This is a genomic window from Saccharolobus solfataricus (assembly GCF_900079115.1).
Taxonomy (GTDB): Archaea; Thermoproteota; Thermoprotei_A; order Sulfolobales; family Sulfolobaceae; genus Saccharolobus; species Saccharolobus solfataricus.
This window is the reverse complement of record NZ_LT549890.1, coordinates 266,052-286,687: the sequence shown is the minus strand read 5'-3', so window position 1 is coordinate 286,687 and position 20,636 is coordinate 266,052. Positions and strand designations below refer to the sequence as shown.

Below are 20,636 nucleotides of genomic sequence, written 5' to 3'. Positions count from 1 at the left end.
GTTCACACATCATCTAAACCCCTTAAAGGATGAGATTCGTTCTAAACTTTTATCATTAATAAAATAGAATAAGACTTATCCTAAAAGCTTATTTAAAAGGGAATCTAATGATCTTTTAGCATCCATAATACTCTTAGCCTTTTCTGGAGGGTCTTTAAAGTAGTAATAACAAACCTCTTTTACAGCACCACCAATACCATGACGTCCTAAGAGCTTTGCAATTCTTATTAGATCTATTAGAGGAGCTACTGCATTGAAAGAATCGTATGTTTTCAGAGAAATGTCAATTCTTATTGGAACTCCTATTCCATATAATCCTTCAATTACCATATAACTAACCCTTCTGTCCTTTAGAAACTCTACGTAATCAGATGTCCCCGCTACAACTTCAACGTCGTTCGTAAAAGAAGATATGAAGGAGGACTTTAAGCTCTTTTTGAGATCTTTTCTCCAGTCTTCCAAGGCTACGAGAGCTTCTGTAGAACCAGCAATGTCTATTTGATAAGACTTTAGAACTTTTACTCCTCTACTTTTTAAAAACTCAATAATACCAGCATGTGTTATTGTTCCTCCTATTTGACTTAATAAATCATCGCCTAAGATTGGAAGTCTTTTCTCCATAAATTGATCTTTAAATTCCTTAGCAGTTGGGGAAGGAGTAGTGTTTATGAAAGCAGAACCAGCCTCTAAGGAAGCCTTAGCATAGAAATTACTTGCGCTTGTTGCCCCAGTTGGTAATAAATTTACTACCACGTCTACCTTCTCTTTCTTTAAAACGTCAACTATATCAACAGGTTCTTCTTCAGATTCTTCAATAATATTTGAAAGAATCCCAACTCTTCCATCGAGAGTAGGACCTCTCATTACAATTATATCGTTTTTAACGTCTACATACTTATCAACTACATTTGGTTTAGTGAATATAGCCTCTCTAAGCCTCTTATTAACTTTCCTCTTGTCAATATCGAAAGCCGCTACTATCTCTATATCATTTGGCCTTATTGGGAGATCTAATATTCCGTAAATCTCTTTGCCATTTCTAATCAGTTCTATAGATTGCACTAATGCAGAAGCCACATTACCTACTCCAATTAAGGCAATTCTAATCAATCTGACTCACCAAAATCTGAAATACAATTGGAATAACTATACCTAGTATTATACTTAAAATTGCCGAGACTACTGCAATGTTTCTTTCTGAACTTTTTATAACCTCAAATTCTCCTTCCCTAAACACTTCTCTAACAATAGGTACATAGTATCCGGCAGAAATTGCACTATTAAGTACAGCTATTATAGTAAGCCAAGGGTATGTGAATGAGCTTTCAAATAAGAACAACTTACCCCAAAACCCGAAAATTGGCGGTATTCCTAGTAAACTTAATATAAGAACAACAATTGCAAAAGCTAGTGGCTTATCTTGAGATGATATTCCTCTAAGACCAGAAATATCAGAAGTCCCAGATACTTTCTCTACGTGACTCACTATACCAAATAGACCAACTTGAGCTATTCCATATGCAAGGGATTGTACTAAAATGCCTACAACTGCTATGGCTGGAGATACTGTAAACATTGCAAAACCTATTAAGATATAGCCCATTTGAGTTATAGAACTAAATGAAAGTATTGCTGCAACATCTCTCCTTGAAAAAGCGGTTATATTTCCAACCAACATACTAGCTACTGAAATGACTATGAATATAACCAATTCTACCATATTAGGATCTGATAGATATACTACCCTAAATAAAGGAATTATACCTATAAGCTTACCCACACTTGAAATAAAAGCCACTGATATTCTATCAGCATCCGTGTAAACATCTGGCAACCATGCTTGAAATGGAAATGCTCCAATCTTAAATAAAAATGCTATTGAAATAAAAGATATAGAGAAAAAGAAGAGATTTGGATATATCACAGATGTAGTAAATAGTAATGAACCAGTTGAAATTAGATATGAGGCAAAACCAATTATCATTATTGAGCTCGATAAAAGCCCCATAATAAGATATTTAATACCAGCATCAACTGACTTGTAATCCTTTCTAAGCATAGCTATTGCATAACTTGCAGCTGATGATATTGCCCAAGTTGTGAGAACAATGATAATATTGTTCGCAAAAGACATATAAAATAGACCTAGTAAAGATAGCAACATCAATGACAGCATCGAAGAGCGTGTAGGCCAAGATATTATATGATCTTTACTCAATAAAATAGCAAGTATACCTATACTAAATACAGTTATTGAAAAGAAATAGCCCGGCACGTCTATAAGTAGAGATTTAGAGAATAGAGTATAGTTTATAACACTAGCTGTCCACGAGTATATTAAAAACGCTAGGCTAACTCCTAATAATACTACAGAAAGTATTACTGATAATCTAAACCTATTTTCATCAAGACCATTGTCTATAAATAAAACTGATATAGATGAAAACAAAATAAAAATTGATGGTATTAAAATTGGTAAATAATACATAGGATCCATTATCCAATCACCCCGAATAGAATCAAAACTATAATTAAAAGTAAAACTATACCCCATGCATATAACATGATATAATCCCCAAGAATATGATCCTCGACTACATTATAGATTCTTGATCCAAAGTTTACTATAGATTTAGGTAATCTCTCGTTCAGCCCTAAATCGATAACTCCTCTCTCAAAGTTTTTGAATAGAGCACCAGCAAAATCTTTGAAAAGATATCCAAATTTATCAAAAGCTGGATTCACATACCAACCATAATAAACAAAATCTATTAGGGGCTTTACAGAACTTAAATTCAAATATCTAGTATATATGGCAAAAGCGATTATCCAACCTATTATAGATAATGTTAAACTAAGGAAATCTATCTCAGAAAATTGTATAATATTAAAGAAGGTCGCCAGATTAAAGTAAAGTACACCTAGTATTATTGATCCTAATATCAAGAATGCAGGACTTATAACCATTAAGATACTTAAGTGCCCATGTTCATGAGTCTTATCTGTCTCTCCCTTCCATAAGAACGTTCTTGCAATATATCTTAATATATAGATTGAACCTAGAAATTCCAGAATTATATACAAGTAAAATATCGTAGTTGAAGTACTACTAGCTAAATTACCTATGATATTGTGGGCCCAAAATCCTATTAAAGGCGGCAAATTGGCTAGGTTTAATGCAGCAATTAGTTGTAAAATAAACACAGAAGGAATCTCCTTATATAATAATGGTTTTGAAGCTACATATCTACTTTCTGTGTAATGTATTACGGAACCAGCGTTCATAAAGAGAGATGCCTTATATAGTCCGTGTGCGAACATTTGTATAAGCCCTATTATTATTCCTAAACTTACATTTCCAAGTAAAGCACCTAAAGAAGATGAGAATATCATTAACGATATTTGATCCGCTGTAGAATAAGCTAAAATTACCTTTTGTTCATTTGAGGCTAGAGCGTTAATACTTGTGTATAATGCTGTAAATAATGTTATTCCTACCATTATGGCAAAGAACAAATAAGTGTTAGAATTTATTGGTATAAATTGATAGGTGAGGAATGTAAGAATAGCCCCTAAATTAACCATAGTAGCTGCGTGTATTAGAGCACTAACTGGTGTGGGACCAGTCATAGCAGTCAATAGCCATTGCGTGAAAGGAAATTGTGCACTTTTAGCAAGCCCACCTAAAAAGAATATTAGCAATATTAACCACCCTTCTGGATGTGAGGCTACAGCGTACAATGCAGAAAATACTGTGGACGATACATTTGAAATGGGATATAAGATATAATTGTAACTTGATAATGAAAGCAAATATCCTAGTACCGCTAGCAAGCCAACATCACCTACACGAGTGAAAATTAAAGCTCTAATCCCACTAGTTGTTGGTTTGGAGACATTTTCGATTCCGAATATTCTTCTTCCAAAATCTCCAACTACATTCCTTTCATTGTCATCTAGCCAGTAACTAATTAAACCATAAGATGCTAGACTAGTTCCCTCCCATCCAGCAATAAATAATAAAACGTTATTAGCTAAAACAACAGATAACATTGATGTTACGAAAAGTCCAAAGAAACCCCAGTACCTTCTTAAAACGTTATCTTCTCTCATGTATCCTATACTATATAATGCTATAAAGAATGATAGTGAAGATACAAATAGGGCTAAAATGGATTGAAGCAAATTAGCACTAAATTGTAGATAACCAAATGAATATGATAACTGAGGGTGTCCGAATAAGGGTTTTCCTAAATTATTAACTAATAACACAGCAGATAAGACCATTGAAATACCTATTGATACCACTACTATTGCGCCTCTCAAATCTTGATTTAATGACTTTGGAGTTATTAGCGCGATTAGCGAACCTAAAACGGGCAAGAACGCTATGAATGGCAAAATTGTAGAATTTGAAAACAGTGACGTGAATACTAAAGAAGGTGATACATATTGAGGAATAAAGAACGTAATTATGCTAAATATTCCTATTAATAACATTGGAATAGAATACTCTTTTACGTTATCAATATTCTTGGTTTCCTTTTTACCTGCGTACACAGTCTTGAACAAATAACCTATATAAGCCGAAGAGGTACCTATTGCGATCATTATAAAAGCTACTATCACTATAAAACCTACTATTCCTATCTTATCTAATATAGTACCTAATGAAAATATCAACAATGCTTCACTTATCAGTCCAATTGTAGGAGGCAGACCCAAAAGATTCAATGCGCCTATAAACGCTAATGTTGAATGAAGGGGAGAAGAAAGATATAGTCCCCCTAACTTTTCAATATTCCTTTCATTAAGTTCGGTAATTGACGCACCAGCGCTCATGAATAATATAGCTTTGCCAAAACCATGAGATACATAGATCAAAATACTCGCCAATATTCCTATAGGCAACGAAATAATGGAATTTGATAATCCGCTTAAAAATGCTATAGAAGCACCTAATAGCATATAACCCATTTGAGAAACACTAGAATACGCTAAAAACCTCTTAAAGTCTTTTTGAGCCAGAGCGTTAATACCACCATAAATCATCGTGATAATGGCCCAAGCTATGAATATGGGAGCTAAGAAGGACATAGTGGGAAATAGATAATAGTAAATTATTACTACAAATATTCCTAAACCAACCATATTTGGACTTAACAATACTGAAATAGGAGTTGGTGCTTCGCCATGGGCATACGGTAGCCATATGTTGAAACCAGCTTGAGCACCTTTTACAAACATACCAACTACTGCTATTATAAATACTAGGATTCCATAGGATATAGTTGAATAATTGGCAAAAGTATAAGCATCAACGTAAATGTTCATAGAGCCTGTAGAAAGACCTATTACTATTATTGAAGCCAAGAGTAATATTGTACCAATGTGCGTCCATATGAAATACATAAGGCTTATTCTGCGTCTATCACCATACCCATAAAGCGCTATCAGTAAAAATGACGAAATTAACGAAATCTCCAAAAATATATATAATTCCAGTAGATTAGTCGATAGTACAGTGTATAGCATCGAAAGGGCAAATAAAGTATACAAAGCATAGTAAAGACCCCAGCTACTTTTTCTCTCCTCATCAAACTTATGTTCCATATACCTTAAGGAATATATTGCGGACAATAGTGTAATAATTATAATAGTTATTATAAATGGATAGTTGAAATTGTTTACTACAATTCCGAAGTCTCCAACATATTTCGAGACGAATATGTTTTCAAAAATACCTCTAAAAACCAAAAATGGGATATTTATGGCTATTGATACAAAACTCAAAATAAATGAGGCTACTCTTGATCTAACAAAAAATATACTAACTGCAAGTATAAAGGATATTATTAACATTATAAAGGAGAGAGGAAACATCTTATTCCACCTCCAGTTTATCCTTTTGCCTATAGTAAAGTATAACAGCCGCAAATGCAACTACGACTTCTGTTAAAGCCATACCTATTGCAAAGAGGGAAAATACTATAGGCTTATACACCATTCCCACCATGGAAGAATAGGAAAAAACAAATAATATAGATGAATTTAATATAATCTCAGATGATAGCAGTACTCGAATGATATTTGACGTCGAAGATAAACCATATATGCCTATACCTATAAGTAAACCTGAGATCGTAATACCTAATAACCCGAGGTCCATCATGGCTAATCCCTCCTAGCTAAGGATATTGCCTCAATTAAAGTAGTTAATAAAGCTATAACAAGTATAATTAGTGGAAACCAATAATTCTCTATAAGATCATTAGCTAATACTTGGAAATTAATTGGTTGTACTTCTGCTGAAGAAACTTGAGGAATAGAGATAAAAACTATAATTAAAAACAAGAGTGTTACAGCCCCTCCAGCCAATATTCCTAATGCTCCTCTACCAAATTTTACCTCTAAATCTTTAAACATTACCAGCGAAATAGCAAGAAAAGTTACCGTCGCTCCCACATACAAGAGAATATGAAACACTGAATATATACCATACGTTGATGGAGCTTCTAATGCTATTAATGCTGCAATACTTAAACCTAGAAATGCTAGACTCACTGCACCATAAAACACATTCTTAGCCCTAACAATATATATTGAGAAGGCTATAGTCATAACTCCAAAAAAACCAAATAATATATATTGTATTATCTCACTCGTCTGCGGGTACATATTTTATACCCCTCTTCTCATCTATTATTGCTTTTACTTTTCTTACAGGCTTATCTTGCATAGGCACATCATCTATATCTACGTTAAATCTATCCGGATCGAAGATCAGTTGTTTTCTGTTATTAAAAACAAGATCATGTACTTTAGTTTCCTTTAAAGCATCCACTGGACATACGTCTACACAGAAACCACAGAAGACGCACCTACCGTAATTTATTTGCGGAAACTTCTTTCCACTTTCTGTAACCATTTTCATCGCATCTGCGGGACATATCAAAGCGCATAAAGTACAGCCTATACATACGTCTTTGTACAGCCTAATCATACCTCTATAACCCGTAGGAAGAGTAAGGCTATCTTCTGGATATTGCAGTGTGATTCTCTGAGGCTTTACAAAATATTTTATACCCGTAACTATGGACTGTATATGTTCTGCAAATAAACTCGCTATATTTTCTTTTTTATATTCTTTCACCTTATCCATAAATAACCCACCACCACACCTAATAATAAGGAAGCTAAAGCTAAGGGAAAGAAATATTTCCAACTTCCCCTTAAAGCTTGATCTATTCTGTATCTTCCATAAACCGCTCTAAGAAATACAGCAAAAAATACCACTATTGCTGCCTTGAAAACGGTAAATATTGCACCTACAAATCCCGTAAATGGAAGCCAACCACCCAAGAATAAGTCCACAAAGAGAATTGCATATACCAAATTTGCCACATAGGAACCCGCCATGGTTAATACAAATAGAAAACCGCTATATTCAGTATAAGGACCTATAACTAACTCTGTTTCAGCTTCTACTATTTCAAATGGAAACCTCGAAGAACCTATTAACATTGCAACTAAGAATACAAATGCCGCAATAGGATTAGCTATAAATCCCGGTATTCCAGAAGTCACTATCTTAGCAACATCAAGTGTGTGATATTCTAATCCTAATGCAAGTGTCGAAATTATGATTAATACATCATAAGATACTGACAAATAAGCCTCCCTTATAGAACCTACTATAGCGAATCTATTGTTTGTATTCCATGCCAAGAATATGACAAGTATTGGATATAGAGATTCCAGTGCGATTATTCCTATTAAATTGTACTCTATGAAATATGGAACTAAAATACCTTGATGAATTTGGGTGTCATAAAATATGCCATGATAAACTGACAATATAGATCCTTGTGTTGGTATAGTAGATATTGGTATAAGAGCCATAGGTAAAAACGCAAATATTAATACTAGAACTGGAGATATTGCATAAAGTGTTTGATTTACTCCATTAGGAATTATTATCTCCGAGAATACAAATTTTATAGCGTCAGCAAATAACTGAAGTATACCTCCTAATCGTTTAGATGCATAGTAAGGACCGTATCTAAGTTGAACTATAGCTGCTGCTTTTCTTTCAAACCATATAGTAACTAAAAGAAAAATTAGAGTGAATATTAGACCAGGGAAAATTACTGTTAAGAAAAATGAAGGATAAAAGAAATAATATTGCAAAGCTGAGAGAACGCTCATTACCTATCCGCCTCCGGAGGGAAATAATCTAGACTACCATAAATCGAAACCAAATCAGCATATCGTGAACCTTTACATAACTCTTTAAAAACATATATTAACCTATAAGAAGGAGTTATCATTCTTAATCTATAAGGCTTAGGAGAACCATCACTTACTACATAATATGCCAGCTCTCCCCTTCCAGCTTCAACTCTAGATATTGCTTCACCCTTAGGTGGTCTAAATGAAGCGTAATAGCCTGGCAATACAATGCGTCGATATGTCTCCCAATACTTCTTAAGTCTAATAGGAGGTATCTGTTTGAAGAATCTATCTGATAAGATATTACCCTCAGGTATATTCTTTATTATCTGCTCTAATATTCTCATACTTTGTTCGATTTCCTCTAATCTTACCAAACCTCTTGCTAGACCATCTCCCTCCTTGTAAACTGGAATCTCAAAATCTAACTTATCGTAAGCCCCATATGGTTCTATTTTTCGAACGTCATAGTATACTCCAGAAGCTCTTAAATTAGGCCCGACAGCTCCCCATTTAATTGCATTTTCTCTACTCATAACTCCAACATTTTCAAGCCTCGCTCTAATCGATGGATTATAAAAGAAAATTTTTTTCCAATCTTCTAGTCTTTTACGTTGATATGCTATAGCCTTTATGGTCATTTCTTTTATTTCTTGAGTTATATCTTTTCTAACCCCACCTGGTATTACGTACGAATTTGTAACCCTCGCCCCTGTTAATGCTTCTAATATGGTAACCCATACCTCTCTATCACCAAAGCCCCACATAAAACCGGTAGAATGGCCTAAGAATATTGCCAAAATTCCTAATCCGTAGAGGTGACTAGCTATTCTATTTACCTCCGCAGCAAAGCTCCTTAAGTATTGCGCCCTTTCTGGAACATCAACTCCTAAAATCTTTTCTACCGCAATTATGTAGCCTAAATTCATATGTATAGAATCTAAAATCGCCGGCCTCTCTACTAAAGGTATAAGGTGCATGTAATTCCTATTTTCTGAAAGCTTTTCTACTGCTCTATGAACATAACCGACATCTAAGTCTACATCCTCTATGATGTCACCATTTAGTTTAACAAATATTCTCATATGACCAGAGCCAGGGTGTTGCGGGCCGACATTGAGCTCTCCTTGAACTGGTATAAATTCTACAGACATTCCAGTAGCTGCAAGTAGTTGTTCTTGTATTTCATTCTGTGGTTGGCTTGTCAACGAAGACCCCCTCCAACTTGATCTTATATGACTTCCTCAATGGATATACACCTTCAAAATCCTCATCCAAGAAAAATCTTCTAAGATCTGGATGACCCTCAAATCTGATTCCTAACATCTCATAAGTCTCCCTTTCTCCAGTCCACGCACTTTCAAATATTGAATATAGTGAAGGCAAAGAAGGATCCTTATAACTTACAGTCGTTCTTAAGGCTAATATGATTTTAGCCAGATCTAAATTAGAGTATGAAGATATATGATAAACCACCTCTAGTTTCTCGTGCTCAGGATAGTCTATACCAGTTACTGCCTTAACATGATCAAACCCAAAATCTTTTAAGAAGCTGGCCACATCTCTTATGATTTTCTTATCAGGCACAATCACAGTTATCCGTCTATCACTTTCAATCTTGGCTTGACATTTAAACTTAGTCTGCAAATCGTTTACAAGACTTTTTAGCGCTTCGCTCATCTTCTCATCTCCCACTGGTATAATAAATTAATTTGTCTGATAGCATAATACAAAACGGGGTACATTAAAACAATAAACACTACAATTATTAATAATAGATCTCTGAAAGCTACTGGTACTGAATAATAATTTGAAAATGCGATAGGAAGTAGTAATACAATTATCGGTTCTAAGGTAACATAAAGCAATAAATAACCATAATATTGCAATGGGAACCAAAGCCTCCCTGATCCTGTGGGGATATTACCAGCCTCAAATCGGCTAACCTTTAAGGGATTAGGCTTCGATGGAAGTATCAGCAGTAAGAACTTATAAAGACCATACCCAGCAGCCAGAAAGACTACAATGGGAATACCAAAACCTAAAATAGCTTGTGTAAATGACATCGCATGTGTATATAAAAGGTAATCATTTAAATACTCTTCGTTAAAGAGTTACAGTAAAAAGTTCTATCCTATACTATAGTTATTTAATATTATCCAATACAGAACGCGAATTTATGATGCATTTTTTTATTCCGTCTCTCAATACTCCCTCGATGCATCTTTGAGATATGAACTCTAATTTGTAATCTTTAAATATATCTTCTAAAGTTATAGATTCATTTTCATTTCTTATGAAGTTTTCATGTATTATACAATTTGGTCCAGTATATTTGAATAGTCGGGGATGAACTTTCTTAACCTCCTCTAACATTTTCCAAGCTATTGCTCTAATCTCCCACTGTGCCCTTGAACACAGTCGAAGCGAGAAGAAGTTATATAACTCTCTAGCATTCATTGTGACGACAATATTTGTATTTACTCCATTTGGTAGTACATATCTTGCATCTTCCTCTGGTACACCGCTTTCTAAAAGTGTGTAATAGTTGTCATAGGCTTCCTTATACGCTTTCTCCACTAACTCTTTACTTCTTTTCTTGGCAGATGGCGGAATAATTGGTTTGTAGTATTCGTCTATAGGCTTAGCAAACCTATGACTCATTTGCGTATAACTTGCAATCCTATGCCTCACAAGCTGATGTGAAGCTACACGAGAAATTTCTTCTATAGAAAAAGTATAAACGCTATGCTCAAGAACACTCCAATAACCGTGAAGGATTGCATCTCTGATCCATGTCTCAATTTCATCATCAGTCATGTCTTTCTCATGATAATCCCAACCTTTTCTACTCCTACTCATCTTAGCAGCAATAGCAATGACTTTCTCTCCATCATTCGTATATGAGACTAATTTAACAGAGATCATATCAAATACTACTATCTCTTATTATATTTTTAAGAAATATGGTTCATCGTTTTATTGACAGCTTAATTGATCTAAAATAATCTTATAACTTTTATAAAATAATTTAATAAAATAATTTAATTCTAATATCCTCATCAGTTATTAAGAAAGATCACTAAACTTCTCAATCAATCTAGTTAAAATCCCGGCGTTTTTCTCAGCATCCTTTTCAATTTGGTCTAACGTCTTTTTTGCCTCCTCATTTTGTAGTGATGATAACTTTTGCTTATAAGAAACTATTGATTTTAGTTCTTCCTCTAGAGAGTCCAAAAGCAAAGTTAATTCTTTGCTATCAATCTTAGCATTTCTTATTGCTTTATCTCTCAAACAAGTATAATGACTAACACCGTTTTTTAAATAAGTGAATAATTCGTCCCAATATATTGTATTATTACATAGTACACACTTCCATTTTGTAGCTGGACGACTCATAGATAGTAGAAGTTTTATATGTAAATAAGCCTTACGGTTAATAATGATACTAAATTCACGCACAATTGATGACGCTAAATTCTTCGACAAGCCCATATTATTGTTTTTTACTGATGAAAACTGTAAGGACTGTGATACTATCTATTCAAAACTACAAGATTCTACAATTTTTTCAAAATATATAGGCAAAAAGGTAAATGCACTAGAATACATTCACTATACGATTAGACTAACACGAGGAATGATACCCACAATTACTATTCTTAGTCCTACTTTAGATTTACTCGCGGTAATCGAATCTAAAGATTTGAAATTTATCGAAAATAAATTAAGAGAGTTACTAGATGAATATAAAAGAAGAATAGTAAAAGGTATAAAATTAGAGGGATATACCCCTGATCCTATAGAACCCACTCCTAGCATAATTTATGAAACAATAAATAAAGTGATTGGGGGATATGAAGCTGATACTAGGATGATAGAAGTTTATTTAACCTATACTAATGTATACAAGGAATACCTTAAAGCGAAAGATAAGATAAAATGCTCTGATGATGTAGCTAGGTATCTTTTAGAAGGAAAAGGAGAGATAAAAATTGATGAGAAATCCTCTGCAAACGTTTCAATGTTAGTAAATTACGGAGTGACTAGTGTACAAAAATTACTAGATTTTATAGACATTAATAGTGGTGAAGTATATAGAAGTAAGAAAAAAGAAACTAAAGGAATTTTGCTCGATGAAGCATTAGCTGGTAATGCACTAGTTAGTGAATATGAGAGAACTATAAACGAGGAGTATCTCAGTCTCGCTATAAAGGTTGCAGATTATATAAAGAATAATTTACAACATGAAAGAGGTTTTAGGGACATAAAGGAGATTGATAATATAACTAAAGTGCCTTACTTAGAGCCAATTTCAAACTCTGAAGCTTCTATATTCTTTTCACGATTATGGAATATAACTGGTGACGAAACATACAAGAATTTAGCACTTAAGGGATTAGGTAGCGCGTTAGGAGGGGCTCTAAATAATCCTAAGGTTATTGCAAGAGCAGCGATAGCTTACCTTAAACTTTTTGATAGTATAAAAGCTAATCGTTACTTAAATATTATAGATGCCAGAATTACTGTAGTAAAAAATAATGGTTGCAATGACTCTATGTTATATTATAGTGGGCAATGTTATTCAAAAATTGATGAAATACAACCTACAGCTTTTTAAAATACCTCATTATATATTTACTCAATAACTTATTACTGCCACCTTCGCAGATTGTTCGAAATACTCGATATTTCTCAACTGGGAATAATTTTCCTAACACTTCAAATCCATGGTTTTTAAGCGTAATTGGAGCGTCTACCGAAGAAATGCCAGTTAGAATTAGGTGATTAGCAGAGATCTGACTAATAATCCTATCTATTGTATTATTGACTATAGAAGATGCGAAAATTAATGCAGTAGAACATACTTCACGAGATAGTGAAGAGTAAGGTTTTATTTCTGTGTTACCTACCTTCTTATTTTCAGTAGACATGAAATCATACACGATAACGCTATCAAAATTACTATATGACAGTTGAGGTGAAAAACCAAATACGCAAAGCTTTCCTCCAGAGTATAAATTAATTGGATCACCTTGCGTAAAATCAATCATACTCCCTAAAGCATTTAGAATTGCTAGAGACAGAGATCTTTGCAAGTTTGAGTCTAGATTGTTTATCACAACATCATAAGCATTTTTCCCTATTATCTCACCAGCACCTTCTATCTCACCATCTGTTATAGTATGTGAGATTCCTATGGATTGATCGTCTAACATTACTGATGTGTAAGCAGGGCTAACACATACGTTAATAATTCTTCTTTGCTTCAACTGATATGACAATTCGTCAATAATTTCCCTAAGGATCATAATTGTCACCTTATAGTATTATTTTGCCTTTATCATAAACGTGTTCCTTCACTTCCTTATTAGGCAAGATTATCGTACGTCGATTTATAAGTACTCCATCGCTAGTAATTACCTCTTCACCTAAAATAGACCCATCTAATATATGATTCCATCTCCCTATCTTAGTTTTGTCAGCTATTATAGATCCTGAGATATATGTATATTCTTTAACTTGCACTTTATTCATTAGTATACTCTCAGATATGTATGTTCCTTTTCCTATTTCTACATCATTACCCAAAATAGTATTAGAGGTAATATATGCATCCTCTCCAATAACATTTTTCGAACCAATATAATAGGGCGGAATAAGCGTAGATTTTTCACTGACCTTAGCTGACGAGTTTATATAACCCTTAGGGTATTTCTGTACTAATACTTCAAAATTGAGTCTAAGATAGTCGTCTGGGACTCCTATATCTGCCCATATCCCGTGATATTTATACACTGAAATGGACTTAGTTCTAAGTAGCTTAGGTAAAAAATCCTTACTAATAGAAGATGGAGTTTCTACTAACTTGAATAGATCCTTTTTAAAAATATATACTCCTCCGTTAATCAAATTGCTTATAGGTTTTTTAGGTTTTTCTATTAACTCTACTAAGACATCATTTTCTGTATAAAGTACACCATATCTTCTCGGATCTTCAACTTCCGTACCAACTACTACTGCATCACAACTCTTTTTATAATAAAAATCGAGAAGGGATTTTATATTTATCTCACTATATATATCTCCATATATGACCAAAACGTCATCATCTAAATTATACTTCTGGGAGATCAATTTTAAAGGTCCTGCATCACCTAAAGGTTCACTTTCAACTTCTATCTTAACCTTATCTAGCATGCTAGTATCCTTTAAGTAATCGATTATCTTGTCAGCCATTACTCTTAATGATAAATATATATCACTAACATCGGAATTGATAAGACTTTCCAAAATGTAACCCAGTATAGGTTTGTTTAAAATGGGGAAAAGAGCTTTCGGTTTAGTCAAACTTAAAGGCCTAAGTCTAGTAGCATAACCTCCAGCTAGTACAATTGCGGATACCATACTAAGAAAAATGCGATAATAGATAAAAAACTATTTACTTCGTTAAATATTTCTGTAACTTCTTTTCCGCTGCATCCCAATTTACTACATTCCACCAAGCATTAACGTAATCAGCTCTCTTGTTCTTATACTGAAGATAGTACGCATGCTCGAACTCATCTAGTATTAATATTATTGGTATTTCCGCTATATGATTTTGGAAGTGATTTTCGAACGTCATAATTTGCAAATTGCCAGACTCAGTATCGTAATAGAGAACAGCCCAACCAGTCCCGGGTAGTGAATTAGCAGTTTCAGTAAATACTTGCTTAAACCTATCAAAACTACCATATTGCTTGTTTATTAAGTCTGCTAGTGCACCACCAGGTTTTCCACCACCTTTTCCACTTGGTGCCATATTTTCCCAATACAAGGCGTGTAACTTGTGTCCATTAATGTTAAACGTAAGACCACGTATAATACCTTGAATATCATATTGCCCTGTTTGTAAATCTCCTTTTACTACTTTTTCTAGTCTTTCTAGGAGTGAATTTGCTCCATTTACATAGCCTTTATGATGTCCGTTATAATGTACATCAATTATATCTTTACTTATATACGGTTCTAATGCATCTATCTTGTAGGGTAATGGAGGTAGCTCGTACTTTTTAAACTGAATTTGGAGAGTCATAGGTATAGATATGAAGAACCGTTTATATCTTTAACTTACTAAAGCTAGTAAACCATATATATCTTTGAGAGATAATATTATTCTAAGTATGTTTATAAAGAACATGGAGGCAAATAGTGATATTGTATATGAATATATAAATAGAGTAATAGTTGCAGTTATTAATGCAATTCTGTCATACAAAATCTTCTTTTCGTTTTTACCTATTGATTACGTGTATTTTGTTATAGCTATTATCTCAGTAATTTCATTTTTCTTCTACAAACCTCTTTCTATAATATTTTTAGCGATATATATTATAGAAAGTGCAGTAGTTTTTAAGACATTATACAATATTACATTATTACCTCTGATTCAAGGCTACTCAATTGAATATCTAATAGAATTACTGGTAGCATTAATTTTTATATTCATAATCCCGCTATTTTCTATTTTAAAATATAGTTCCATAGGAGGTGTAATAACATCTAGTTCTATACTTTTATCAATATATAATCCTTTCTTTCTATTGTTTTTACCGTTTGGAATTGCTGAAAAGAATAGTAGAATTACAGTAAATATTCTTTCCGTATTACCTCTACTAATACTAATAGTACCTAGCATTTTAAGCTACAACACAACATCATACATATTACATAACTATTCGCTCTGGGTATCTATTATATTAGCTCTAGCAGCTGGTATATTATTTGGTATAAGTCAACTATATAGTTTAATTGGAAGTATTCCACTTTCTATCTTTCTTTATCTAAATGGTCAGGCTTTAGAAATAATAACCTTAACTGGGTTATTAACGATAATTTTAAATATAATTCCTTCTATAGTATCACTGATTAAAGCCAATTTTTATATTAAAAAAGAATTAGTTGATACAAGAAAAAGAATTATTGAAAATCTAGATGAACTAAAAGGAGTACTAGAAAAGATAAAATTAGTTATAAAGGATACTAATGATATAGAACTAACTCCTTTAATTCAAAAGTATAATAAGTTCTTTGCTGATATTTCAAGTAATCTAGAAAATATATCTGATATGAAGACTTTGCAAAATCTCGAGCTGGAATTAAACGCTAAAAGATTAGAGTTAGAGAGAAGTATTAATGATTATCTCTTCGATCAAATTTCACGATATAATGAAATCGTAGATGAAATTAAAAATTATGGTATCGTGTTAGATAAAATAGAACCATTATCTGAAGCTATAAAAATTAATGATGAAGGAGTAATTAAGATAAGAAAATTACTATCTAGAGTAAATGTAAATGTCCAAATATTGTATAAATATATCGAATCTATATATAATTCATTAGAGTTGTTATTAGGCAAGAAGTATAATAACGAAATAACTGATATAAGATTTAATATAGAAATGTCAATCAAGTATTTTAATAGGTTACTTAATAAAGAAAATTTAGAAACTTGCAAAACTTGTACAGAACTGATGCTAAAGTTTTTACAGCTATCTAATTCACTTAATTTAAATGCAAATCAAGAATTGTTGAAAAACATAATAAAGCTTAGTGATGAAAAACCAGCTATATTTGTGGTAAAAAGTAAAGAATTTTTAGAACAAGGCTTAAAAACAGCTTCTATTGTGTTAGCTAAAGTTAAAGAGGAATACGAATACATCAAGAATGAGATACCTTCATTAAGTAGATATAAAGAATTTGATCTTATTAACTTACTTGAGAAAGAAATAAACGACTCCACTAAGCCAATATGTAAGAGAATAGAGACGTTATCCTCATCTTTCCAAGTAATTCAAGATTTGTCTAGCATAATAGCACATAAGAGTGAAATTGCCGATGTTATTAATTTGATTAACGATAACTATGATCTCATCTTGCAAAAAGTAATAGAAGAGGGATGTATAAAACTCAGCGAGTTGGGGATAGCCTTAGATTATGGTAAGTTCATAGATCTGGTACTTCAAGAAAAGGGTACGAACTTAAGAGTTGTTAATGACTCAATTTGTTACATGAGATAGTTCTCTATCTTAGTCTTTTTATAGTAATTTCCGCATGATCGTCTACTAGATCTGCTTTAAAAAGATATCTAGGAGCATTTCTTAGAAGTTGATGAGTACAGAGGACTCTGTCTTTATCAGTTAGTATTAATATACTATCACCTACTTTCATTGCTACTAGGTATTTTGAAATCTCTAGAATAAATTCTTCACAAGGCTTTCCCCTAAGATCTAATTTCTCCATAAAATGAGTTATTTTAACTGAGATTAAAAAGTTTAAAACACTTTTAGCTTTAATGCGTAGTTAATCTGTTGAATATTTTTACACTAAACCACTATTATCTTCCCTTTCAATTAATCTCAAGGCCTACAATTTAGGCTTGTGAGATATCTTAAATGTTTGCTAAAATTTTACAAGTCCACAAAGCATAGCTTTAATGGTTAGGTTTTAAAGTTGCAAATACCTTACTTGCTCTTTGTTTTTAGTCTTGAGCTCCATTTGTTCTTTTTGAACCTTATTAAATATCTCATCGTAATTCTCTAACATGAAATTGTATGCCTCTAATACCCTTTTCATTACAGTGGAGTCAGAAAGTGGATAGATTCTTAGACCCACTCTTCCTACTGCACCACTTCTTATCATCAACCAATGGGCGAAAACTTCTACTGGATATTTCTGCGTGAGTGTTTCCTTACTTATTTTTCTCTCATATAGCCAAAATATTTCCCTAATGAAATTAGACGATATATTCCTTAGCATTCTAGGTTTCCATTCCTCCAAATACCTATCTCCTTCTTTTACCATCACATTTCTCAGGTAATTATAGTATTCATCCCCTTCCCTCTCGTCCAAAAGTGATAATCCAGTTACTGCCATTACGAAATCCTTTTGAGCCAAAAACGAATCAAAGTCGCGGTTAATATATAACCAAGCTGTTGCTGCAAAAGAATCCACTATTCCAAGCATCAATTTTTCAACCAAACTAGCCTTATCTATTTGTTTAGTCACCTTTTGCCCACTTAAAATTCTTTCAAACTCCTCAAAATCTACAATACCAGCATATACCAACTTCCCATCAATAAAAATGGACGGTGTTGAAATTACACCTTTTTCGAAAGCTAAAAATGGATATAATTCGGTATCAATGATTTTTACTTTACCCAATAGTCCTTTATTCTCTAGATACTCAAGAAGCATGTTACATTCTACACAGTTTTTATGAGTAAAAATCTGCACTTCCATTTCTATTTCACAGTTTAATTTTCCTTGCATTCAAGCAATTAAGTTCTTTCTTCCACCATAGACTATCATATCTTTTATCAAGAAGCCATATAGTTGCATTATCCGTTGGACCCCTTATGGCCCTACCTATGGATTGTTTTACAGCAATTAATGCTTGTATACTGATTAATTCGTTACTAATATCCTTTTTCAAGATTTTTGATATCTCCTCAACTCGTATCTTTAAGTAATCATCTATTGGAGGATAAGGGATACCTACCATTGCCACATCTGATATTAGACTAGATCCATTTTCAACTATTTCAATTCCTTCAGCTAACTTACCCCTTGCTATACCCATGATAATTGTTTTTTCTTTTTTCAGATTGCTCATTATCTCTTCGATACTAGTTTCTGTATCTTCTGCCAAATATCTTATATTTAGAAATTTAGATACTATTCTCATAAATTCATAGCTAGGAAATATAGCTAGAACATGTCTTCTAGAATTATAGAAAATTTTTAGTAAATATGATGCATATTTACGTGCCATTTGTTCCGATCTTAAACTATAAGTAGTTGTAACATCAATAGATATAAGACACTCATATGTCCCAGTTAATCTTTTTTTCATAACCTTTTCTGCATCAATATATAATATTTTCCTTTTAATTCCTATAATATTTCTAAGATAATCTAAGGGTTGCATAGTACCGGACATCAGCATATACGTAATTTTCTCATCGTTAAGTATATCAGTAAAGTAAGAGGGTATTATATATTTTGCAATCAAGGAACCAGAATATGAAAAAACTCTAATTCCTTCATCATTAACTAAATCAAAAAACCTCAAAATCGATCCGAGATAATTCCTACTTACCGTCTTATTTTTTATCATAATCTTCCTAATTTCATCATATTCTTCCGATAAAATCTCGATTTCTTCATTAGAAGGTAGTATATTGTCTAATTTATCCTTTTCAATAAGTATATATTTATCCTCTGAATAAACTGCCTTTTCAACATTTTCCTTAAGTCTTTCCAATATTACTTTCACATTTTGTGAGTGAGATTGGGAAATTGCCATCTCTATAATTCTTTTGTTTAGTTTTTTCTCTTCTATATTAGAAACGTTCTCTATATTATGAGCCTCGTCTACTATAACAACATAGTCCTCCCAATTAATATCTAAAGATTCTCTAAGCCAAGGTATAAACAGATAAGGATATGTGAGTAATATCACATCAGCGGTTTTTATGGTCTCCAGAAGAGAATAATAAGGGCAAAATCCTAATTTTTTACCCTCCTCCTTTAGCTTATTCAGACTTACCTTTGGCGAATCAGTTACGGTAACTGCGGACGCGTTAAAAATTTCACATCCATTACAATATATATCTTGAGCATCAACGTCAGATGAACTAAAAACACACGCAGAGGATTTACCTACTAAAAATCCGTATTTTTTATCCTTAAAGTGTAAAGATAGTTCTCTGTAAACTGGGAAAAATTCGTTATGAGTTCTTACAACAAACGCTACTTTTGGCTTAACCTTAAGAGCAGTGTAAAGTGCAAATAAAGTCTTACCACTACCCGTAGGAGCTTGCAATGAAACTAAAAAATTATTTCTTAATGCTTCTACAATTTTCTCAGCTATTTTGCTTTGCCACTCTCTAAGTTCCACATTAGATTAATTGTGGAGTGTTTACTATAACTTCTTCTAGCATTATATACTTCACAAAGGATTTATCTAGTAAGGATGCAATAGTCTTTGCTTTTCCTCTGACTTTAATGACGTTCATTATATTAAATACTCTTTCTATCTTTAATGATTCTTTTTGGACCTCATTTAATATCTCACTTGACGGTGGTAAAGAGGTTATGATTATGGCTCTAATTTCGGTAGTAGGTGAGTTTTGAACTATCTCAAAGATTCTATAATCAAGCTTTGCTTTAAGATCCTCACTTATTTCTAACATCTTCGATTTCCTCTAATCTACTTATTTTGCTCCCAATCTTATAAATTGTTTGTTCATAATCTTTTAAGCAGTTTTTATTATTCTACACCTATTATGTTTAAATCTTGCCATTTGATTATCAAGATTAAATGACCTATAAGGAAGAATTTTGGCATTACCTTT

General features: G+C 32.8%; 21 protein-coding genes. 2 read left to right on the top strand and 19 right to left on the bottom strand.

Annotated features, from left to right (window positions below; all coding sequences use genetic code 11):
* Nucleotides 1-75: 75 nt before the first annotated feature.
* The 12 genes from SSOP1_RS01660 to SSOP1_RS01605 form a co-directional block, all read right to left on the bottom strand.
* On the bottom strand, nucleotides 76-1,110 hold the full coding sequence (locus tag SSOP1_RS01660) for an inositol-3-phosphate synthase (protein ID WP_009990624.1): 1,035 nt from the start codon (nucleotides 1,108-1,110) through the stop codon (nucleotides 76-78).
* Complete coding sequence (nuoN, locus tag SSOP1_RS01655) at nucleotides 1,103-2,497, bottom strand: NADH-quinone oxidoreductase subunit NuoN (RefSeq protein ID WP_009990623.1); 1,395 nt, start codon at nucleotides 2,495-2,497, stop codon at nucleotides 1,103-1,105. The genes SSOP1_RS01660 and nuoN overlap by 8 nt, the downstream gene beginning before the upstream one ends.
* Nucleotides 2,497-5,883: a proton-conducting transporter transmembrane domain-containing protein gene (locus SSOP1_RS01650; RefSeq protein WP_009990622.1), complete on the bottom strand. Its 3,387-nt coding sequence runs from the start codon at nucleotides 5,881-5,883 to the stop codon at nucleotides 2,497-2,499. The genes nuoN and SSOP1_RS01650 overlap by 1 nt, the downstream gene beginning before the upstream one ends.
* 1 nt (nucleotide 5,884) lies before the next feature.
* Nucleotides 5,885-6,172 (bottom strand): NADH-quinone oxidoreductase subunit NuoK, encoded by a 288-nt coding sequence (locus tag SSOP1_RS01645; protein WP_009990621.1) that lies wholly within the window; start codon nucleotides 6,170-6,172, stop codon nucleotides 5,885-5,887.
* Nucleotides 6,173-6,174: 2 nt separating this feature from the next.
* Nucleotides 6,175-6,678 (bottom strand): NADH-quinone oxidoreductase subunit J family protein, encoded by a 504-nt coding sequence (locus SSOP1_RS01640; protein ID WP_009990620.1) that lies wholly within the window; start codon nucleotides 6,676-6,678, stop codon nucleotides 6,175-6,177.
* Nucleotides 6,659-7,162: an NADH-quinone oxidoreductase subunit NuoI gene (nuoI, locus tag SSOP1_RS01635; protein ID WP_009990619.1), complete on the bottom strand. Its 504-nt coding sequence runs from the start codon at nucleotides 7,160-7,162 to the stop codon at nucleotides 6,659-6,661. Before nuoI ends, SSOP1_RS01640 begins: the two co-directional genes overlap by 20 nt.
* Nucleotides 7,150-8,208, bottom strand: coding sequence for an NADH-quinone oxidoreductase subunit NuoH (gene nuoH, locus SSOP1_RS01630; protein ID WP_009990618.1), 1,059 nt, complete (start codon nucleotides 8,206-8,208; stop codon nucleotides 7,150-7,152). Before nuoH ends, nuoI begins: the two co-directional genes overlap by 13 nt.
* Entirely contained in the window at nucleotides 8,208-9,440 is a 1,233-nt protein-coding gene (locus SSOP1_RS01625) for an NADH-quinone oxidoreductase subunit D (RefSeq protein ID WP_009990617.1), read from the bottom strand. Before SSOP1_RS01625 ends, nuoH begins: the two co-directional genes overlap by 1 nt.
* Nucleotides 9,418-9,912 (bottom strand): NADH-quinone oxidoreductase subunit C, encoded by a 495-nt coding sequence (locus tag SSOP1_RS01620; RefSeq protein WP_009990616.1) that lies wholly within the window; start codon nucleotides 9,910-9,912, stop codon nucleotides 9,418-9,420. The genes SSOP1_RS01625 and SSOP1_RS01620 overlap by 23 nt, the downstream gene beginning before the upstream one ends.
* Nucleotides 9,909-10,298, bottom strand: a complete 390-nt coding sequence (locus tag SSOP1_RS01615) for an NADH dehydrogenase subunit 3 (RefSeq protein ID WP_009990615.1) — start codon at nucleotides 10,296-10,298, stop codon at nucleotides 9,909-9,911. The genes SSOP1_RS01620 and SSOP1_RS01615 overlap by 4 nt, the downstream gene beginning before the upstream one ends.
* A gap of 79 nt (nucleotides 10,299-10,377) precedes the next feature.
* Nucleotides 10,378-11,160: an FAD-dependent thymidylate synthase gene (gene thyX, locus SSOP1_RS01610; RefSeq protein ID WP_009990614.1), complete on the bottom strand. Its 783-nt coding sequence runs from the start codon at nucleotides 11,158-11,160 to the stop codon at nucleotides 10,378-10,380.
* Between the two features lie 141 nt (nucleotides 11,161-11,301).
* Entirely contained in the window at nucleotides 11,302-11,631 is a 330-nt protein-coding gene (locus SSOP1_RS01605; RefSeq protein WP_014511520.1) for a DUF2175 family protein, read from the bottom strand.
* Nucleotides 11,632-11,671: 40 nt separating this feature from the next.
* Between SSOP1_RS01605 and SSOP1_RS01600 the strand changes: the two genes are divergently transcribed.
* Complete coding sequence (locus SSOP1_RS01600) at nucleotides 11,672-12,853, top strand: hypothetical protein (protein ID WP_029552548.1); 1,182 nt, start codon at nucleotides 11,672-11,674, stop codon at nucleotides 12,851-12,853.
* On the opposite strand, the gene SSOP1_RS01595 is transcribed toward SSOP1_RS01600, so the two are convergent.
* Genes SSOP1_RS01595 through SSOP1_RS01585 form a run of 3 tightly spaced genes read right to left on the bottom strand, consistent with a single transcriptional unit; the run spans nucleotide 12,840 to nucleotide 15,310 of the window.
* Entirely contained in the window at nucleotides 12,840-13,544 is a 705-nt protein-coding gene (locus tag SSOP1_RS01595; protein WP_009990611.1) for a DUF364 domain-containing protein, read from the bottom strand. The two genes, SSOP1_RS01600 and SSOP1_RS01595, sit on opposite strands and share 14 nt — an antisense overlap.
* A gap of 10 nt (nucleotides 13,545-13,554) precedes the next feature.
* Nucleotides 13,555-14,640 (bottom strand): nucleotidyltransferase family protein, encoded by a 1,086-nt coding sequence (locus SSOP1_RS01590; protein ID WP_009990610.1) that lies wholly within the window; start codon nucleotides 14,638-14,640, stop codon nucleotides 13,555-13,557.
* 34 nt (nucleotides 14,641-14,674) lie between these two features.
* Nucleotides 14,675-15,310 carry a superoxide dismutase gene (locus SSOP1_RS01585; protein WP_009990609.1) on the bottom strand — a complete coding sequence of 212 codons (636 nt, stop codon included), beginning with the start codon at nucleotides 15,308-15,310 and terminating at the stop codon, nucleotides 14,675-14,677.
* A gap of 64 nt (nucleotides 15,311-15,374) precedes the next feature.
* Here SSOP1_RS01585 and SSOP1_RS01580 point away from each other — a divergent pair, with 64 nt between their 5' ends.
* The gene (locus SSOP1_RS01580; RefSeq protein ID WP_010922937.1) at nucleotides 15,375-17,297 is read left to right on the top strand and encodes a hypothetical protein; all 1,923 of its coding nucleotides are present in this window, start codon (nucleotides 15,375-15,377) and stop codon (nucleotides 17,295-17,297) included.
* A gap of 4 nt (nucleotides 17,298-17,301) precedes the next feature.
* Here the strand turns inward: SSOP1_RS01580 and SSOP1_RS01575 are convergent, their stop codons facing one another.
* The 4 genes from SSOP1_RS01575 to SSOP1_RS01560 all read right to left on the bottom strand — a co-directional run bounded on the left by SSOP1_RS01575 (nucleotide 17,302) and on the right by SSOP1_RS01560 (nucleotide 20,474).
* Nucleotides 17,302-17,520 carry a sulfurtransferase TusA family protein gene (locus SSOP1_RS01575; protein WP_009990607.1) on the bottom strand — a complete coding sequence of 73 codons (219 nt, stop codon included), beginning with the start codon at nucleotides 17,518-17,520 and terminating at the stop codon, nucleotides 17,302-17,304.
* 204 nt (nucleotides 17,521-17,724) lie between these two features.
* Nucleotides 17,725-18,519: a thioredoxin family protein gene (locus tag SSOP1_RS01570; protein WP_009990606.1), complete on the bottom strand. Its 795-nt coding sequence runs from the start codon at nucleotides 18,517-18,519 to the stop codon at nucleotides 17,725-17,727.
* A gap of 7 nt (nucleotides 18,520-18,526) precedes the next feature.
* On the bottom strand, nucleotides 18,527-20,179 hold the full coding sequence (locus SSOP1_RS01565; protein ID WP_009990605.1) for a helicase C-terminal domain-containing protein: 1,653 nt from the start codon (nucleotides 20,177-20,179) through the stop codon (nucleotides 18,527-18,529).
* 1 nt (nucleotide 20,180) lies between these two features.
* Nucleotides 20,181-20,474, bottom strand: a complete 294-nt coding sequence (locus tag SSOP1_RS01560; RefSeq protein WP_009990604.1) for a hypothetical protein — start codon at nucleotides 20,472-20,474, stop codon at nucleotides 20,181-20,183.
* Nucleotides 20,475-20,636 lie beyond the last annotated feature (162 nt).

Coding starts and splice junctions, on each gene's coding strand:
- nuoN (WP_009990623.1), bottom strand. CDS start 2,497: ATGGATCCTATGTATTATTTACCAATTTTAATACCATCAATTTTTATT.
- SSOP1_RS01650 (WP_009990622.1), bottom strand. CDS start 5,883: ATGTTTCCTCTCTCCTTTATAATGTTAATAATATCCTTTATACTTGCA.
- SSOP1_RS01645 (WP_009990621.1), bottom strand. CDS start 6,172: ATGATGGACCTCGGGTTATTAGGTATTACGATCTCAGGTTTACTTATA.
- SSOP1_RS01640 (WP_009990620.1), bottom strand. CDS start 6,678: ATGTACCCGCAGACGAGTGAGATAATACAATATATATTATTTGGTTTT.
- nuoI (WP_009990619.1), bottom strand. CDS start 7,162: ATGGATAAGGTGAAAGAATATAAAAAAGAAAATATAGCGAGTTTATTT.
- nuoH (WP_009990618.1), bottom strand. CDS start 8,208: ATGAGCGTTCTCTCAGCTTTGCAATATTATTTCTTTTATCCTTCATTT.
- SSOP1_RS01620 (WP_009990616.1), bottom strand. CDS start 9,912: ATGAGCGAAGCGCTAAAAAGTCTTGTAAACGATTTGCAGACTAAGTTT.
- SSOP1_RS01615 (WP_009990615.1), bottom strand. CDS start 10,298: ATGTCATTTACACAAGCTATTTTAGGTTTTGGTATTCCCATTGTAGTC.
- thyX (WP_009990614.1), bottom strand. CDS start 11,160: ATGATCTCTGTTAAATTAGTCTCATATACGAATGATGGAGAGAAAGTC.
- SSOP1_RS01605 (WP_014511520.1), bottom strand. CDS start 11,631: ATGAGTCGTCCAGCTACAAAATGGAAGTGTGTACTATGTAATAATACA.
- SSOP1_RS01595 (WP_009990611.1), bottom strand. CDS start 13,544: ATGATCCTTAGGGAAATTATTGACGAATTGTCATATCAGTTGAAGCAA.
- SSOP1_RS01590 (WP_009990610.1), bottom strand. CDS start 14,640: ATGGTATCCGCAATTGTACTAGCTGGAGGTTATGCTACTAGACTTAGG.
- SSOP1_RS01585 (WP_009990609.1), bottom strand. CDS start 15,310: ATGACTCTCCAAATTCAGTTTAAAAAGTACGAGCTACCTCCATTACCC.
- SSOP1_RS01575 (WP_009990607.1), bottom strand. CDS start 17,520: ATGGAGAAATTAGATCTTAGGGGAAAGCCTTGTGAAGAATTTATTCTA.
- SSOP1_RS01570 (WP_009990606.1), bottom strand. CDS start 18,519: ATGGAAGTGCAGATTTTTACTCATAAAAACTGTGTAGAATGTAACATG.
- SSOP1_RS01560 (WP_009990604.1), bottom strand. CDS start 20,474: ATGTTAGAAATAAGTGAGGATCTTAAAGCAAAGCTTGATTATAGAATC.